This is a genomic window from Sandaracinus amylolyticus, from assembly GCF_021631985.1.
Lineage (GTDB): Bacteria > Myxococcota_A > Polyangia > Polyangiales > Sandaracinaceae > Sandaracinus > Sandaracinus amylolyticus_A.
In genome coordinates this window covers 9,403,124-9,419,563 of record NZ_CP070225.1, presented here as the reverse complement: position 1 = coordinate 9,419,563, position 16,440 = coordinate 9,403,124, and the positions used below count along the sequence as shown (strand labels likewise).

13 protein-coding genes are annotated in these 16,440 nt (G+C 72.4%); 6 read left to right on the top strand and 7 right to left on the bottom strand.

Annotated features, from left to right (window positions below):
- Positions 1–58 precede the first annotated feature (58 nt).
- From I5071_RS40100 to I5071_RS40090, 3 genes are read right to left on the bottom strand one after another with little or no spacing between them, the layout of a single operon-like run.
- Positions 59–517 carry a molybdenum cofactor biosynthesis protein MoaE gene (locus I5071_RS40100; RefSeq protein WP_236518667.1) on the bottom strand — a complete coding sequence of 153 codons (459 nt, stop codon included), beginning with the start codon at positions 515–517 and terminating at the stop codon, positions 59–61.
- Entirely contained in the window at positions 514–768 is a 255-nt protein-coding gene (gene moaD, locus I5071_RS40095; protein ID WP_236518666.1) for a molybdopterin converting factor subunit 1, read from the bottom strand. The genes I5071_RS40100 and moaD overlap by 4 nt, the downstream gene beginning before the upstream one ends.
- On the bottom strand, positions 768–2,576 hold the full coding sequence (locus I5071_RS40090; protein WP_236518665.1) for a hypothetical protein: 1,809 nt from the start codon (positions 2,574–2,576) through the stop codon (positions 768–770). The genes moaD and I5071_RS40090 overlap by 1 nt, the downstream gene beginning before the upstream one ends.
- A gap of 172 nt (positions 2,577–2,748) precedes the next feature.
- On the opposite strand from I5071_RS40090, the gene I5071_RS40085 reads away from it, so the two are divergent.
- Positions 2,749–3,519 carry a glucose 1-dehydrogenase gene (locus tag I5071_RS40085; RefSeq protein ID WP_419249616.1) on the top strand — a complete coding sequence of 257 codons (771 nt, stop codon included), beginning with the start codon at positions 2,749–2,751 and terminating at the stop codon, positions 3,517–3,519.
- Positions 3,520–3,607: 88 nt separating this feature from the next.
- On the opposite strand, the gene I5071_RS40080 is transcribed toward I5071_RS40085, so the two are convergent.
- Entirely contained in the window at positions 3,608–4,105 is a 498-nt protein-coding gene (locus I5071_RS40080) for a hypothetical protein (RefSeq protein WP_236518663.1), read from the bottom strand.
- 122 nt (positions 4,106–4,227) lie between these two features.
- Between I5071_RS40080 and I5071_RS40075 the strand changes: the two genes are divergently transcribed.
- From I5071_RS40075 to I5071_RS40060, 4 genes are all read left to right on the top strand, one after another.
- Entirely contained in the window at positions 4,228–7,722 is a 3,495-nt protein-coding gene (locus I5071_RS40075) for an MYXO-CTERM sorting domain-containing protein (RefSeq protein WP_236518662.1), read from the top strand.
- Positions 7,723–7,885: 163 nt separating this feature from the next.
- Positions 7,886–10,504 (top strand): ATP-dependent chaperone ClpB, encoded by a 2,619-nt coding sequence (gene clpB, locus I5071_RS40070; RefSeq protein ID WP_236518661.1) that lies wholly within the window; start codon positions 7,886–7,888, stop codon positions 10,502–10,504.
- A gap of 236 nt (positions 10,505–10,740) precedes the next feature.
- Positions 10,741–11,256, top strand: a complete 516-nt coding sequence (locus I5071_RS40065) for a hypothetical protein (protein ID WP_236518660.1) — start codon at positions 10,741–10,743, stop codon at positions 11,254–11,256.
- A gap of 32 nt (positions 11,257–11,288) precedes the next feature.
- The gene (locus I5071_RS40060) at positions 11,289–11,750 is read left to right on the top strand and encodes a hypothetical protein (protein WP_236518659.1); all 462 of its coding nucleotides are present in this window, start codon (positions 11,289–11,291) and stop codon (positions 11,748–11,750) included.
- Positions 11,751–11,831: 81 nt separating this feature from the next.
- On the opposite strand, the gene rpsU is transcribed toward I5071_RS40060, so the two are convergent.
- Together rpsU and I5071_RS40050 are read right to left on the bottom strand one after the other, a co-directional pair.
- Complete coding sequence (gene rpsU, locus I5071_RS40055) at positions 11,832–12,116, bottom strand: 30S ribosomal protein S21 (RefSeq protein WP_236518658.1); 285 nt, start codon at positions 12,114–12,116, stop codon at positions 11,832–11,834.
- Between the two features lie 265 nt (positions 12,117–12,381).
- Positions 12,382–14,295, bottom strand: a complete 1,914-nt coding sequence (locus I5071_RS40050) for a glycoside hydrolase family 15 protein (RefSeq protein WP_236518657.1) — start codon at positions 14,293–14,295, stop codon at positions 12,382–12,384.
- Positions 14,296–14,355: 60 nt separating this feature from the next.
- On the opposite strand from I5071_RS40050, the gene I5071_RS40045 reads away from it, so the two are divergent.
- A complete protein-coding gene (locus tag I5071_RS40045; protein WP_236518656.1) occupies positions 14,356–15,966 on the top strand; it encodes an ATP-binding protein in 1,611 nt (536 codons plus the stop codon).
- Positions 15,967–16,037: 71 nt separating this feature from the next.
- Here I5071_RS40045 and I5071_RS40040 read toward each other — a convergent pair whose 3' ends face one another.
- Positions 16,038–16,391 (bottom strand): DUF7668 domain-containing protein, encoded by a 354-nt coding sequence (locus tag I5071_RS40040; protein WP_236518655.1) that lies wholly within the window; start codon positions 16,389–16,391, stop codon positions 16,038–16,040.
- Positions 16,392–16,440: the final 49 nt, after the last annotated feature.

Here is a 16,440-nt window from a genome sequence, read left to right as displayed (position 1 = left end):
GCAGGTGGGGGCGCAAGCGAGTTTGCAGCGACGGCCGATGAATCCGCCCCAGGCGCAATCAGTCGTGGTGGTGTCCGTGGCCGTGATCGGGCGAGCAGCGCGCGTCTTCCCAGCCGACCCAGTACGCACCGTCGGGGCCGTGCTCGCGCTTCCAGATCGGCACGCGTTCCTTGATGCGATCGATCAGCGCGCGGCACGCGTGGAAGGCTTCGCCGCGATGAGGCGCGCTCGCCGCGCACACGACCGCGACGTCGCCGACGTGCAGCGAACCGATGCGGTGGGCCGCGGCGAGGCGCGCGTCGGGGATCTCGCGCTCGAGCTCCTCGACGATGCGCTGCATCTCGGCGAGCGCCATCGCCTCGTACGCTTCGTACTCGAGCAACGTCACCGCGCGCCCGTCGTTGACGTCGCGCACCGTGCCCTCGAACACGACGATCGCGCCCGCGCCCGGCCGGCGCACCTCCGCGGCGACGCGCTCGGTGCTCAGCGCGACGCGCTCGATCGACACCCGGCTCACGCGCAGCCTCCTGCGACCGGCGGGATGATCGCGATCACGTCGTCCTCCTCGATCGCGTCGTGCATCGAGGCGAACGCCTCGTTGCGCGCCCATCGCAGCGACGCGCCGCGCCCGGCGAGCGCGGGCACGCGCTGCTCGATCCACGCGGCGAGCGCGCCCACGGTGCGCACGTCGTCGGGCACGTCGACGCGCTCTTCGCCACGTCCTGCGAGATCCCGCGCGCCCGCGAAGTAGAGCACCGTCACGCGCATCAGCCGCGACCGATCGGCGGGTTCGCGCCCGAGGGCTCCATCGCGACGCCGAGCTCCTTGCGCAGCGCCATCCACGAGGGCGAGACCGAGTACGTGATCAGATCGTCGATCAGATCGTCGGTCGCGATCCCCGGCACCGCCGGCATCATGCGCTGCATGCGATCCGACACCGCGAGGCCGCCGCAGAGCGCGAAGCCCGCGCGCACCGCGGTGTGGTGCACCGCGCGTCGATGACGGCGCACCGCCTGCGCGACCTCGCCGCGCGGATCGGGGCCGGCGAGGCGCAGATCGGCGGTCGCGTTCTGCAGGGCCTCGCGCACCGGCGGGACCATGTGCCGCGCGAGCGCGTCCGCGAGCCCGACGATGCGCGCGTCGTTCGAGGGCACTCGTCCGTCGAGGTGCAGCGTCGCGAGCACGATCGCCTCGAGCTCGAGCTGCGCGGGCGCGAGCGCGATCAAGTACGCCTCGTGCCGGTAGAGCGAGAGGTGATGCCCGAGCACGTGCAGCATCGAGACCTCGTCGAACCCGGTCGCGAGCGTGCCGCCGCACAGGCTCGCCACCGGCCACGCGTGCAGGTGCGCCATGCCGCCGGGCACGTCGGTGCGCAGGAAGAAGCGCGGGCGGTCGAGCGAGAACGCGCGCGCGCCGTGCGCGAAGAGGCGACCGACGCCGCCGCTCACGTGCCCGAGATCGATCTCGTCGCGGGGGCGAAGGCCGAGCTCGCGATCGGAGCGCGCGCGCATCTGGAGGTACGCCGGCCAGAGCGCGGCGAGCAGGCGACCGATGTCGGCGTCCTCGTCGTCGTGGGCGAGGAACGCGCGGAAGAGATAGGGCGAGAGCGGGTTCGGGAAGCCCGGCGGCGACTCGGGCTGGATGCGCGAGAGGCGCAGCTCCATCGCGTCGGCGACGTTCATGTGGGCGAGCGCGCGCGCGACCTGGCTCGCCTCGTCGAGCGCGCCCTGCTCCCAGTGGTGTCGGAAGCTCGCGCGCAGCGAGTCGAGATCGCGCGCGGTGCGGACGATCGGCGCGGGCTCGGGCGCGAAGGCGGGCGGATGCACGCTTCCGCTCGACGACTCCGAGGCCGGCTCGCGCGCGGGCGGCGGTGAGGGATCGCGGGCGCCCGTCTTGCCGATCGACACCGAGCCCGGCGTCTGATCGCGACGCGCGAGGGGCGCGGGCTTGGGCTCGGCCGCGGGCTTCTTGGGCGAAGGCGCGGGGCTCGGCGGCGGCGCGGGCGTCGCGCCGGGCTTCGGCTGCGCGGGCGCGGGCAGGCGCGGGACGGGACGCGACGAGGGCGCCTCGCGCGGAGGCGTCGCGCCGGGCGAGCGCACCGCGGGGCGCACCGTCTTCGGGATGCGCACGACCTCCATCTCCGCGCTCGCGGGCGCGCGCATCGTGGAGGGTCGATCCGAGCCCGAGCCGCGGGAGCGCGGCGGAGGCCGGCTCGAGGACGAGCGACGCACGTCGACGATCTCGTCGAGATCGAGCACCCGCCGCACCGCGTCGCGCTCGATCTCGAGCAAGGGTAGCACGAGCACGCGTCCGTCGACGGTGCGCACCTCGAGCTGCAGCTCGCCGCCGCGCCAAGCGAGGCTCATCGGGAGATCTCCGGAGAGCGGCAGCGCGCGGAAGACCTCGAAGCGCTCGGGCCGCGTGAGCAGGCGCGGCGCGCCGGAGGCGAGGCGCAGCACGAGCGCTTCGCCGTGCTTGCGATCGAAGGAGCGCCCGATCAGCGCCCAGTCCTCGACCGCACCCGCGGGCAGGTCGCCCGGGAGCCACTCGGCCAGGTCACGAGGGAGCGCGGTCACGACGAGAGCCTCGACACCTTCCCGCAGATGCCGTGACCGCGCACGTGCGGAGCGTCGTGGGGCGGCTGCCCGGGCAGGTCACGGAGGAACGCGGTCACGGGGCGAAAGATACACGTGATGCGATCCGCCGCTATCATGCGCGTCCCCGAGACAAACCGTTCTCACGGAGGACATGAGCGTGGAGCCCGTCATCCAACTCCGAGACAAGGTCGCGATCGTCACCGGCGCGAGCCGGGGCATCGGCGAGAACATCGCGCGCACATTCGCGAAGGCCGGCGCGAAGGTCGTGCTCGCGTCGCGCAAGATCGATGCGCTGAAGGCGGTGCAGGCGGGCATCGAGGCGGACGGCGGCGAGGCGTTCGCGCACGCGTGCCACACCGGCTCGCGCGAGCAGGTCGAGGGCCTGGTCGCGGCAGCGGTCGAGCGGTTCGGCAAGGTCGACGTGCTCGTGAACAACGCGGCGACGAACCCGTACTTCGGCCCGATGACGAACATCGAGGAAGCGGCCTGGGACAAGACCTTCGAGGTCAACGTGAAGGGCTACTTCTACGCGACGCGCGCGGTCGCGCAGCAGTGCATGGCGCGCAAGGCGCCGGGCTCGATCGTGAACGTCGCGAGCGTCGCGGGGCTCATGGCGATGCCGCTCCAGGGCGTGTACGCGATGACGAAGGCGTCGGTGATCTCGATGACCAAGACGCTCGCGATGGAGCTCGGCTCCGCGGGCATCCGCGTGAACGCGATCGCGCCGGGCCTGGTGGACACGAAGTTCGCGTCGGCGCTGACGACGAACGACGAGATCATGAACATGGTGCTCGGTCGGACCGCGCTGAAGCGCGTGGCGCAGCCGCACGAGATCAGCGGCATCGCGCTGCTGCTCGCGAGCGACGCCGGGTCGTACTTCACGGGCGAGACGGTCGTGGTGGACGGGGGCTGGACTCTCTAGAGAGACACGACAGGGCGCGAGCGTCGGGAAGCGGTGGGCGCACGCTTCGCCGCGGCCCCGACGCTCGCATTCGCCCGGCCTTCGGAGCTCACTCCGTCGGCAGGCCCTGCTCTCTCGCTCTCCGATCGTGCCTCTCCGCGACCGCGCCGAGCGCTCTCCGCACTTCGATCGGCACGCTCTCCGCGAGCACGATGCGCCAGCGTCCGCCCTCGTCGCGCGCCATCGCGATGCGCACTCCCTCGCGCGGCGCGACCGTCGCGCGATCGCCGATGATCTCGACGCGCAGCTCGTCGCGCCCTGCCGCGATCGCACCGAGCGTCCAGCCTGCGAGCCCCTCGCCCACCGGGCCCGGCTGGAGATCGGCGAAGCACGCCTCGAACGACGCGCGATCGCGCAGCTCGAAGCGCTGGTGCGCGCTCATGCGCGCGCGGATGTCCTCCTGGGTCGCGTCCTCGAGGCCGTGGCTCGCGAGCAGCGTCTCGATCGTGTGCTCGGGCGTCGAGTAGCGCGCGTCGACCCCGCGCGGCGCGTCGCACCCGACGATCCCCAGCACACCGAGCGCGATCGCGACCAGCTCCGAACGCATCGCCCTCGCGTACTCCCTGCGATCCCGCGCGTCCAGTTCGTCGCGAAAGGGGATCGCTCCCGGCGATCGCTCGTAACCTCCCCGAGCCGCCGCCGGGGACGGGCAGGCGCGAGGAGGGTTCGATGAGGAAGCTCGAGAGAGCGCGGCTCGGCGCGCTCTGGACCGCATGCGTGCTCGCGGGGTGCACACCCGACGGCGGCACGACCGCGACGCCACCGATTCCAGCCGAGGCGCCGTCGCCCCGGTTCGACGTCGACGCGATCGTGCTCCAGGCGCGCACCCGCTTCCGCGAGCACGACGGGCGGTTGGTCGCAGGCGTCGACACCCACCTCGCCGAAGTGCAGGGCGACGCGATCGCGCTCACGCCCGCGCACTGGCCCGACGCGCACCAGGTCGTCGAGATCTCGCCGCGCGTGATGCCGCCCTCGCACGACGAAGCGATCCGCGCGCGCACGCCCTTCGTGGTGCGCACCGCGCGCGTCGCCCGCGGCGACAACCGCATCGACGCCGAGCAGCCGTCGCGCACGCTGCGCGAGGGCACGGTCGAGCTCGCGCGCGGCGCGGTGATCGAGCAGGTGCGCGACTCGTCGTCGGGCGTCGAGCAGAGCTGGCGCTTCGATCAGCGCCCGTCGGGCGCGGGCGATCTCGAGGTGCACGTCGCGCTCGCGAGCGAGGGCTGGTCCCACGTCGCCTCGGATCACGAGGGCGCGCACTTCCACGAGGCCGCGAGCGGGCTCGGCGTGCGCTACGGGCACGGCACCTGGGTCGACGCCCGGGGCGCGCGCACCCACGTGCCGGTGCGCTGGCGCGACGGAGAGCTCGTGCTCGTGGTTCCGAGCGCGCTCGTCGAGTCGTCGCCCTACCCCGCGGTGCTCGATCCCGTGATCGGGCCCGAGGTCGCGGTCGGCGCGCCGGTGAACGGCCCTCTCGCCTACGACCAGATCGATTCGGCGATCGCGAGCGACGGGACCAACTGGCTCGTCGTGTTCGCCGACTCGGTCTTCGGCGACTGGGACCTGCGCGCGTTGCGCCTCGGCTCGACGGGCACGCCGGTCGGCTCGATCGTCGAGCTCGCGCCGGTCGCGGGCGATCAGCGCGGGCCGAGCGTCGCGTGGAACGGCACGCGCTACGTCGTCGCGTGGCAGGACGGCCGCAGCGGCGTCGACTGGGACGTGTACACCACGACCATCGACAGCGCGGGCGCGGTCGCGACGCTCGGCGGCAGCGCGCTCGCGGGCAGCGCCGCGAACGAGACCGCGCCGCGCCTCGCGTCGTCGGGCGAGACCACGCTCGTCGTGTGGCGCAGCGGCGATGCGGCGCCCTTCGACGTGCTCGGCCTGCGCTTGATCGGCGACGGATCGCGCCTCGACGCGACGGCGACGACGATCGCGATCACCGCGCAGAGCGCCTCGGTGGGCGGGGGCCCCGCGTTCCTCGTCGCGTGGCCCGCGCCCGACACCCTCGAGCTGCAGGCCCGGCGCATCGCGGCGTCGGGCTCGTTCTTCACCGACGCCGCGAGCTTCGCCATCGATCCGTTCGGCGTCGACGTGGCGGTCGCGGGCGGCGCGAGCAACTGGCTCGTGACCTACTCGGGCACCGACGCGACCGGCACGCACTGGGCGATCCTCGGCGCATCGATCCCGAGCGCGGGCGCGGTGGGCACGCCGTTGCCGGTGCAGCTGAGCCCCAACATGGCGCGCGAGTACCGCAACCCTGCGGTCGCGTACAACGGCGCGACGTTCCTCGTCGCGTACCTCGACTCGGAGGACGACACGTTCGAGCTCACCGACGTGCGCGCGACGCGGGTGTCGGCCGCGGGCGCGGTGCTCGGCACCGCGGGCTCGCTCGCGCTCGGCGCGGGCGGCAACGAGGCCCAGCCGTGCGTCGCGACGCTCGGCACGACGTTCCTCGTCGCGTGGACCGAGCTCGGCACCGATCAGACCGACGTCGTCGGGCGCCGCGTGACCAGCGCGGGCGCGATCACCGACGCCACCGCGCGCGTGCTCACGACCGGCCCGTCGCGACAGCTCACGAGCACCGTCGCATCGAGCGGCACCGCGTTCCTCGTGGCGTGGGTCGAGACCGCGGGCGGCGTGGTCGACGTGTACGGCGCGCGCGTCGGCGCGGGCGGCGCGCTCGTCGGCTCCGCGTTCCCCATCGCCGACGGCCCGGATCGTCAGCTCGTGTCCGACGCAGCGTTCACCGGCACCACCTACGTCGTCGTGTTCTCGCAGGCGAGCGACGTGTACGCGGTCACGGTGACGACGAGCGGTCTCACCGGCACCCCGCTCGCGCTCGCCAACGATCCGACGCGCATCGAAGGCGCGGCCGCGGTCGCGTGCCGCACCGGCATGGGCTGTCTCGCGGCGTGGGAGCAGGCGCCCGACGCGGAGTCGGAGCTCGACGTCTATGCGCGTCGCTTCAACCCCGCCACCGGCGTTCCGCAGGACCCCATGCCGATCGTCACCGAGGCCGGCGACCAGGGCTCGGTGTCGGTCGCCGCGAGCTCGAGCGCGTTCCTGATCGCGTGGGCCGACGGGCGCACCACCGACGATCTCGACGTGCGCTTCGCGCGCTTCACCACGTCCCCGACGCCCGCGGGCGGGACGTTGCTCGCGGGTGGTCCTGCCCTCCAGGGCCTGCCCGACGTCGCGTCCGACGGCACCGACTTCCTCGTGGTGTGGCAGGACCTGCGGAGCGGCGGCGCGACGCCCGACGACGTGTTCGCGGCGCGCGTCTCGGCGGCCGGCGCGTCGCTCGACGGCACCGGCTTCGGGGTCGCGACCAGCACCGACTCCGAGAGTGGGCCCTCGGTCGCGTACGACGGCGCGCGCTACCTCGTGGTGTGGACGCGCCGCACTGCGAGCGATGCCGACGTGCTCGGCGCGCGCGTCGCGACCGACGGCACGGTGCTCGACGCGCCGGCGCTCGGCATCGCGACCGGCGCGCTGCGACAGGGCAACGTCACGGTCGCGGGCGCGACCGGCGGCCCGTGGCTCGCGGTGTACACCGCGGTCGACGGAGTCGATCGGGTGCGCACCCGCACCATCGGGCGCGACCCCAACGGCACCGAGTGCGGCGCGGCCGCGGACTGCGCCACCGGGCTCTGCATCGACGGCGTGTGCTGCGAGCGCGCGTGCGGCGCCGGCGAGGTGTGCAGCGTCGCCGCGGGCGGCACGAGCGACGGTACGTGCACCGCACTGCCGATCGATGCGGGCACGACGACCGAGGACGCCGGCGTGGTGGTGATGGTCGATGCAGGCACCGACGCAGGCTCCGACGTCGATGCAGGCTCCGACGTCGATGCAGGCTCCGACGTCGACGCGGGCACCGACGTCGACGCCGGCACCGACGACGACGCGGGCAGCGACAGCGATGCGGGCGCCGAGGTCGACGCAGGCAGCGCCGTCGATTCGGGCACCATCGGCACCGACGCGAGCGCCGGGAACGACGCCGGTCCGCGGCAGGACGCCGGCACCACGACGACGCCCGGAGACGGCGACGACGGCTGCAGCTGCAGCGTGCCCGGCGCGCATCCGGGACGTTCGCCGCTCGCCCCGCTCGCGCTCGCGGGGCTCGCCCTCGCGGCGATGATCACGCGCCGTCGTCGTCGCTGAGCGATCGTTCACGACCGAGGCCCCGCGTCGCAGCCCGCGTCGCGGGGCCTCGTCGTTCCGTCGCGCGCGAGCACACCGTTGACCGCTCGGATCGCGTGTTTAGCTTGGGCGCTCGCTGGCGCGGATGTTGCGCGCCTGCTTCCACCGAGAGGCACGTCAGGCCATGCGACTCGACCGACTGACCACCAAGACGCGCGAGGCGCTCGCAGCGGCGATGCAGATCGCCACCGAGATGGGCAACCCGGAGCTCTATCCCGAGCACGTCGTGCTCGCGTTGCTCTCGCAAGACGGCGGCGTCGCCGCGCCCGTCGTGCAGAAGGCGGGCGCCGATCCGCGCGCGCTCGTCGAGGCGATGAAGCAGCGCCTCGCCACCATGCCGAAGGTGAAGGGCGGCGCCGAGCCCGCGCTCTCGCGGCGCACCCGGCAGCTCCTCACCGACGCGTGGAAGGAGACCGAGGCGCTCAAGGACGAGTACACGAGCGCCGAGCACGTGCTGCTCGCGATCACCGCGCAGCGCGGCGACGATCTCACGAAGATCTTCGAGCAGCGCGGCCTCACGCGCGACAAGGTGCTCGCCGCGCTCAACGAGGTGCGGGGCAGCCAGCGCGTCACCGACGCCGAGCCCGAGGGCAAGTACCAGGCGCTCGAGAAGTACACGCGCGATCTCACGAAGGCGGCGCGCGGCGGGAAGATCGATCCCGTGATCGGCCGCGACGAGGAGATCCGCCGCGTGATCCAGGTGCTCTCGCGCCGCACCAAGAACAACCCGGTGCTCATCGGCGAGCCCGGCGTGGGCAAGACCGCGATCGTCGAGGGCATCGCGCACCGCGTGGCGCAGGGCGACGTGCCCGAGTCGCTCAGGGACAAGCGCGTGCTCGCGCTCGACCTCGGCGCGATGGTCGCGGGCGCGAAGTACCGCGGCGAGTTCGAGGATCGCCTGAAGGCCGTGCTCAAGGAGATCGAGAGCGCGGCGGGCGGCGTGATCCTCTTCATCGACGAGCTCCACACGCTCGTCGGTGCGGGCGCGGCCGAGGGCGCGATGGACGCGTCGAACATGCTCAAGCCCGCTCTGGCGCGCGGCGAGCTCCGCGCGATCGGCGCGACGACGCTCGACGAGTACCGCAAGCACATCGAGAAGGACGCCGCGCTCGCGCGTCGCTTCCAGCCGGTGTTCGTCGGTCAGCCGACGGTCTCCGACACGATCAACATCCTGCGCGGCCTCAAGGAGCGCTACGAGGTCCACCACGGCATCCGCATCCAGGACCCGGCGATCGTCGCCGCCGCGGTGCTGAGCGATCGCTACATCACCGATCGCTTCCTGCCCGACAAGGCGATCGATCTCGTCGACGAGGCGGCGTCGCGACTGAAGATGGAGATCGAGTCGCTGCCGACCGAGATCGATCAGGTCGAGCGCAAGATCGTCACCCTCGAGGTCGAGAAGCAGGCGCTCAAGAAGGAGAGCGATCCCGCCTCGAAGAAGCGCCTTTCCGAGCTCGAGATCGAGCTCAGCGAGCTCAACGAGAAGAAGAGCGGGATGCGCGCCCAGTGGCTCCGCGAGAAGGAGCTGATCGAGGCGATCCGCGAGTCGAAGCAGGAGGTCGAGGACCTCAAGGTCGACCTCGAGCGCGCGCAGCGCACGCGCGACTACGAAGCGGCCGCGCGCATCCAGCACGGCGAGATCCCCGAGTCCGAGCGCCGCGTGAAGGAGGCGCAGCAGAAGCTCGCGGAGGTGCAGCGCGAGAAGAGCTTCCTCAAGGAGGAAGTGACCGAGGAGGACATCGCCGCGGTGGTCTCGAAGTGGACCGGCGTGCCGGTGAGCAAGATGCTCGAGAGCGAGCGCGCGAAGCTCCTCCACATGGAGGACAAGCTCCGCACGCGCGTGGTCGGTCAGGACCTGGCGCTGGTCGCGGTGGGCAACGCGGTGCGTCGCTCGCGGGCGGGGCTCGGTGATCCGAGCCGTCCCATCGGCAGCTTCCTGTTCCTCGGCCCGACCGGCGTCGGCAAGACCGAGCTCGCGCGCGCGCTCGCCGAGTTCTTGTTCGACGACGAGCGCGCGATGGTCCGCATCGACATGAGCGAGTACATGGAGAAGCACGCGGTGTCGCGACTCATCGGCGCGCCGCCCGGCTACGTCGGGTACGAGGAGGGCGGTCAGCTCACCGAGCCGGTGCGTCGCCGGCCCTACTCCGTGATCCTCTTCGACGAGGTCGAGAAGGCGCACCCCGACGTGTGGAACGTGCTGCTCCAGGTGCTCGACGACGGGCGCCTGACCGACGGCCAGGGACGCACCGTCGACTTCCGCAACACCGTCATCGTGATGACCAGCAACGTCGGCTCGACGCACACGCTCGCGCTCGACGACGACGAGGGCATCCGCGTCGCGGTGATGGACGAGGTGCGCGCGCACTTCCGGCCGGAGTTCCTGAACCGCCTCGACGAGATCGTCGTGTTCAAGCGGCTCGGTCGCGAGCAGATCCGCGGCATCGTCGAGATCCAGCTGCGTCGCTTCGCGCAGCGGCTCGGGGATCGCGAGCTCGGGCTCGACATCACCGACGCGGCGAAGGACCTGCTCGGCGAGGTCGGCTACGACCCGGTGTTCGGCGCGCGACCGCTCAAGCGCGCGATCCAGAAGCACCTCGAGAACAAGCTCGCGGAGGACATCCTCGCGGGTCGCTTCGAGCCCGGCGACACGATCGTCGTGGACCGCAGCGGCGACGAGCTGACGTTCCGACGCCGCCGCGCCGACGGCGCGACCGAGGCGGCGACGCGCATCGAAGCCTGATCCCTCCCGGGAGTGCTCGTCCCGCAGGTCCCGGACGGGAGCGCGCGAAGCGCGGGGACGGTAGGGACCGGCGGGCGAGCCGATCTTTCGAGCAGCGAGAGAAGAGAAAGACGACGGGCCTGCGTCTCCGGACGCGGGCCTTGTCGTTCCGTCTCATCGTGATTCGACGATTGGAACGTCCGGTGCTCTCTTGCGACGGAGTGGGGTCGTTGTGCCGCCCCGCGCCGGAGGCTCTCGTGCCGCGTCGTCTCCCGCTCTTCGCTTCGCTCGCGCTCACTTTCCTCGCGCCGCTCGGGGCGACGGCCCAGCAGGCCGATCGCGCGGCGGACACCAGCTCCGCGCCCGCCGAGCAGCCACGACCGAGCGAGGTGGTTCGCGAGATCGAGCTCACCGCGACGCGCGTCCAGCGGACGCTCGACGAGACGCGGCGCGCCGGTCGGACCCAGCATGCGAGCTGCGTGGACGAGCAGCTCTCGCAGATCACCGCGACGCTGCGGCTGGCGCTCGAGCGCACCCAGCGGAGCCAGCGCTACGAGCGCGAGCGCAACGTGGAGATGGCGGAGCGCGAGCGGGCGCTGGTCGCGCGCCTGCTGCCCCGTGCGCGCGAGCTCGAGCGCGAAGCGCGGCGCTGCGTCGATCCCGACGCGGACCTCGAGAGCGGCCGCACCCGCGTGACGACGATCATCGACGCGAACGTGCCGCGCGACGCAGTCCGGGAGCCCCGCCGTCGCGAGGGCGCGGTCCACGAGTGAACGCCGGCGTCGGCGCGCGCCACGATCGCGCCATGCAGCACCGCTCGTTCGCGCTCGTGGTGTTCCTCTCGCTCGTGACGCTCCCGGCCGCGGCGCAGGAGCGGCCCTCGGAGGTCGTTCGCACGCTCGAGCGCAGCGCGACACGCATCCAGCACCTGCTCGGCGAGACGCGACGGGTCGGTGACGTGCGGCGCGCGAGCTGTGTCGACCAGCAGCTCTCGCAGCTCACCGCCACGCTGCGGCTCGCACTGGAGCGCCAGCAGCGCGCGAACCGCTACGAAGATCGCGGCGACCGCGGGATGGCCGAGCGAGAGCGCGCGCTGATCACGCGCCTGGCGGCGCGCGGCCACGAGCTCGAGCGCGAGGCCCAGCTGTGCGTCGACCCCGACGCCCTCGAAGCGAACCGCACCCGAGTGACGGTGCTGATCGACCCCGACGTGCCGACCGACGCGATCGCGGAGGTCACCGACCGTCGCGCCGTGTTCGCGCGCTGAGCGTCATCGACCGGACGGAACGCGAATGCCCGGCGCGCTCTCACGAGCGGCCAGGCTTTCTTCTGCGCTCTCGCGACGCGCTCAGCGCGCCTGGAGCTGCTTCTCGCGCTTGCGGCGGCGACGCGCGGCCTCGGACTCCTTCTTCCGGCGCTTCACCGACGGCTTCATGTAGTGCCGGCGGCGCTTGAGCTCACGGAGGATGCCCTCGGCGGCCATCTTGCGCTTGAGGTGCTTGATCGCGCGCTCGACGCCCTTCTCACCGACCACGACCTCGACGGGCTTGCACTGCACCGCGTCGCCGACCTGGATCGCTTCCCCGTTCTGCGCCGGGGCGCCGTCCGGGCGCTGCTGCGTCTCCTCGCTCACGAAGGGCTCCTCTCGAAAAGGGCGCCGAGAATGGCACGGGGTCCTGGAACGTGCAAGCGCCGAGGGATCATCTCGGCTCCGCCCGCACGCTCATAGCGAAGAGCAGGCGCGTCGCGCGCACCGACGCGCCTGCTCGGGAGCGCTTCGGGCGGGAGGGGGACCCGATCCGGCTCCGCCGGTCGGGGGAGGGTTCGCCGCACGAACCCTCCAGAAAAGAAGGTCTGATTGCAGCGCGCTCGCGCGTCAGCGCAAGCGCGCGTCGCAATCAGAAGGTCATGAGGTGCGGCGCGGCGTGCGAGCCCTCGTCGCGGAGGCGCATCCCGAGGTCGATCCGGAGCGCCGCGTTGACCAGGCCGAGGTGGCTGAACGCCTGGGGGAAGTTGCCCAGGAGCATGCCGTTCGACGGGTCGATCTCCTCCGCGAGCAGGCCGACGTGGTTCGAGGCCTCGGCGTGCGCGACGAAGATCTCGAGCGCCTCGTCGAGCCGGCCCTGCAGCGCGAGGTTCTCGGCGAGCCAGAAGCCGCAGAGCAGGAACGCGCCCTCGTCGCCGCCCACTCCGTCGTCGGTGTCGAGTCGATATCGGTAGAGGAACGAGCCGACCGAGAGCTCCTTGCGCACCCACTCGGTGGTCTCGACGACGTAGGGATGGCGCGGCTCGAGGAAGCCGTGCAGCGGCAGGCGCAGCAGCGCCGCGTCGGGCACGTCGACGCCGTACGCCGCGGTCAGCCGCTTGCCGGTGGGGTCGAGCGCGGAGCGCAGCACGTCGGCCTGCACCTCGCGCGCGGCGTCGCTCCACGCGTGCTCCTGCGCGAGGTCGCCGAAGAGCCGCGCGATGCGCGCGCCGCGATCGAGCGCGACCCAGCACATCGCCTTGCTGTCGACGTTGTGCTTCTCGCCGCTGCGCGGCTCCCAGATGCCGTGATCCGGCTCGTGCCAGCGACAGCGCACGGTCTCGACCACGTCGCGCAGGTGGCGCCAGGTGCGCAGCGTGAGCGAGCCGCCCATGCGCTCGAACATCGACGCGGCGTCGACGAGCGGGCCCGTCGCGTCGAGCTGCAGCTGCGTCTTCGCGCCGTTGCCGATGCGCACCGGGCGGCTGTCGGCGAACCCGCGCAGGTGATCGAGCACCTTCTCGTCGGGCACCGCGAGCCCGTCGATCGCGTACATCACCTGGAGGCCGCCCTCGCGCTCCATGCAGTCGCGCACGAAGTAGAAGAACTCGCGTGCCTCGCGCTGACAGCCGACGAGGTTGAGCGCGTGCACCGCCATCGCGGCGTCGCGCGTCCAGGTGTAGCGGTAGTCCCAGTTGCGCGTGTTGCCGATCCACTCGGGCAGCGAGGTCGTCGGCGCCGCGACGATCGCGCCGGTGGGCGCGTACGTGAGCAGCTTCATCAGCAGCGCGGAGCGCACGACGTGGTGCCGCCACGGGCCGTCGTAGGTCACGTGGCCGGTCCACTGGCGCCACGCGCGGCGCGTCGCGCGCAGGTGATCGAACGGACGGTACGCCTCGATCGGCTCGGGCGAGCGACCCGCGTACGAGAGCACCATCCACCTGCGCTCGCCCTTCTTGAGCGTCACCCGCGTCGCGAGCCCCGAGCCTCGCTCGCGCGCGCTCCACCTCGCGTCGCGCACCACCGCGACCATGCGATCGCCGCTCGCGCCGCGCGCCAGCACGCCGCGCTCGCCGTGCTCGAGCGTGGTCTCGGTCGCGCCGTAGTCGAAGCGCGGATCGAAGACGATCTCGAGCTCGACGCGGCCCTCGACGCACTCCACGCGGCGATGGATCTCGTGGATCGCGGCGCGCGGATCGTCGGTCCACGGCATGTAGTCGGTGATGCGGACCACGCCCTCGCCGGGCACGCGGAACAGCGTCTCGAGGACGTTGGTGTCGGGGTCGTAGCGCTGCAGCGACTCGAACGGACGGCGCACCGGCTGGATCGACGTGCTCCCGCCGCGCTCGGGATCGAGCACCGCGCCGAAGCAGCTCGGGCTGTCGAAGCGCGGCATGCAGCACCAGTCGATCACGCCGTCGACGCGCACCAGCGCGCAGGTGAGGCCGTCGCCGATGATCCCACGTGCCGCGATGCCGAGGCGTCGTGCCACGCGGATCGGATCGCGGTCGTCCTCGGTGATGACGAAAGGGCGCGAGAGGCGCGAGGCGGCACTGTAGAGGTCCATCGCGGAGTCGAGGGTAGCGTTTTGTCGGGGCTCGGTACCGTGCTTGCTGCGCGTCGCACGGTGCGCACCACCGATCGCGCCCGACGTGCCTTACGCGCGCTCGCGATCGCGTCGATCTCGACGCTGGTCGTGGCGCTGCTGCACGCGTGCCTGAGCCCGTGGCTGGGCTCGACGGCGTCGCTGATGATGTTCCTGCTCGCGGTGTACGTGAGCGCGTCGTGGACGGGCATGCTCGGGGGCGCGATCGCGGCGGTGCTCGGTGTGGTCGTGGGCTCGTTCTTCTTCATCGGCGAGCGCGGCGCGCTCGGGCCGTTCGAGAGCGGCGATCGGGTGCGCATCGTGTTCTTCCTGCTCGTGGCGCTCGCGATGTCGGGGACGAGCGAGATGCTGCTGCGCACGCGGCGCCGCCTGCAGCGCGAGGTGGACGCGCGCAGCGACGCGCTCGCGGAGCGCGAGAAGCTGCTCATGCGAGAGCGCGACGCGCGGGCCAACGCCGAGTCGCTGGCGCGGCTGCGCGACGAGTTCGTGGGCACGGTCTCGCACGAGCTGCGCACACCGGTGAACGCGATCCTCGGGTTCGCGGTGCTGCTGAAGCAGCGCGTGACCGGAGACCCGAAGGTCGCGCACGGGCTCGACGTGATCGAGCGCAACGCGCGCGCGCAGGCGCGCTTGATCGACGACATGCTCGACCTCGGTCGCATCCTCGGGGGCAAGATGGCGCTGGTCCCGGAGCGCCTCGATCTGCGCGTGCCGATCCGCGACGCGCTCGAGTCGGTGCGGATGTCGGCGCGCGCGAAGCACCTCACGCTCGAGGTCGAGCTCGGTGACGAGCCGGTCCCGGTGATGGGCGACGCGGGACGCCTCCAGCAGGTCGCGTGGAACCTGCTCTCGAACGCGCTGAAGTTCACGCCGAGCGGGGGTCGCGTGCGGATCGCGTTGCGGCGCGAGGGGGAGCGCGCGCTGCTCGAGGTGGTCGACACCGGCGAGGGGATCGATCCCGCGTTCCTGCCGCACGTGTTCGATCGATTCCGCCAGCAGGACGCGTCGAGCACGCGGGTGCACGGCGGGATGGGCATCGGGCTCGCGATCACGCGACAGCTGGTCGAGCTGCACGGCGGGCAGGTGCGCGCGGAGAGCGCGGGTCGAGGGCGCGGTGCGCGCTTCGAGGTCGCGCTGCCGATCGCGGAGCTCGCGACGCAACCGCACGCCGAGGAGCCGACGCCGGCGTGGCCGGGCGCGGTCACGCCGACGCCGATGTCGCCCGGTCTGCTCGCGGGAGCGCGCGTGCTGCTCGTGGAGGACGACCCGGACTCGCGCGAGGTGGTGGGCGAGGGGCTGCGCTCGATCGGCGCGGTGGTGGACGCAGCGGACGCGGCGGAGCCCGCGCTCGAGCTGCTCGATCGCGAGCGCTACGACGTGCTCGTCAGCGACATCGGGATGCCGGGGCACGACGGGTGGTGGCTCATGCGCGAGGTCCGCCGCGCGCGCGCGGAGTACAGCGCGATCCCGGCGATCGCGATCAGCGGGTTCGTGCGCGAGGAGGACGCGCGCGCGTCGACCGAAGCGGGCTTCGATCGCCACGTGGGCAAGCCGCTCGATCCGATCGAGCTCGCGCGGGAGATCGCGCGGGTGATCGGGCGGCCGTCGGACGTCGCGAGCGCGCCCTCGTGAGACGTGATCGGGCCCCGCGACCGCGCCCTCGTAGTGACGAGGGCGCGCGCGACCTCGGGCGCTCCCGCACGTCATGGAACGATGATGTCGTCGAGCTCCACCCTCATGCCCTCGCGCCCCGATTCTTCGATGAGGGTCAGTTGCAGTTCTAAGTCCGACTCACCCTCCTCGAGCGTATAGAGGCGAAACCGAACCGAGAACGCCGGCGGCTTCGAGGCCCGGATGGGAACGACGTCGAGAACGCCGAACGCTTCGCTCGGAGGCGACACGAGGGTTCGCCCGTACTCCGCGATGGCGCGCGCGATCTCCGGTTCTTTCAGTCGGACACCACCGGTCAGCGCCTCGACACCCGAGTAGTCCTTCTGGACCAACAGGGCTGCGATCGTACGGAGAGCGGCCTCGATGCGCGAAACCGGGATTCTCACGCCTCACCTCCTGGCTCTCGGCGAGTCTCCGAGATTCGGTCGGCGATTC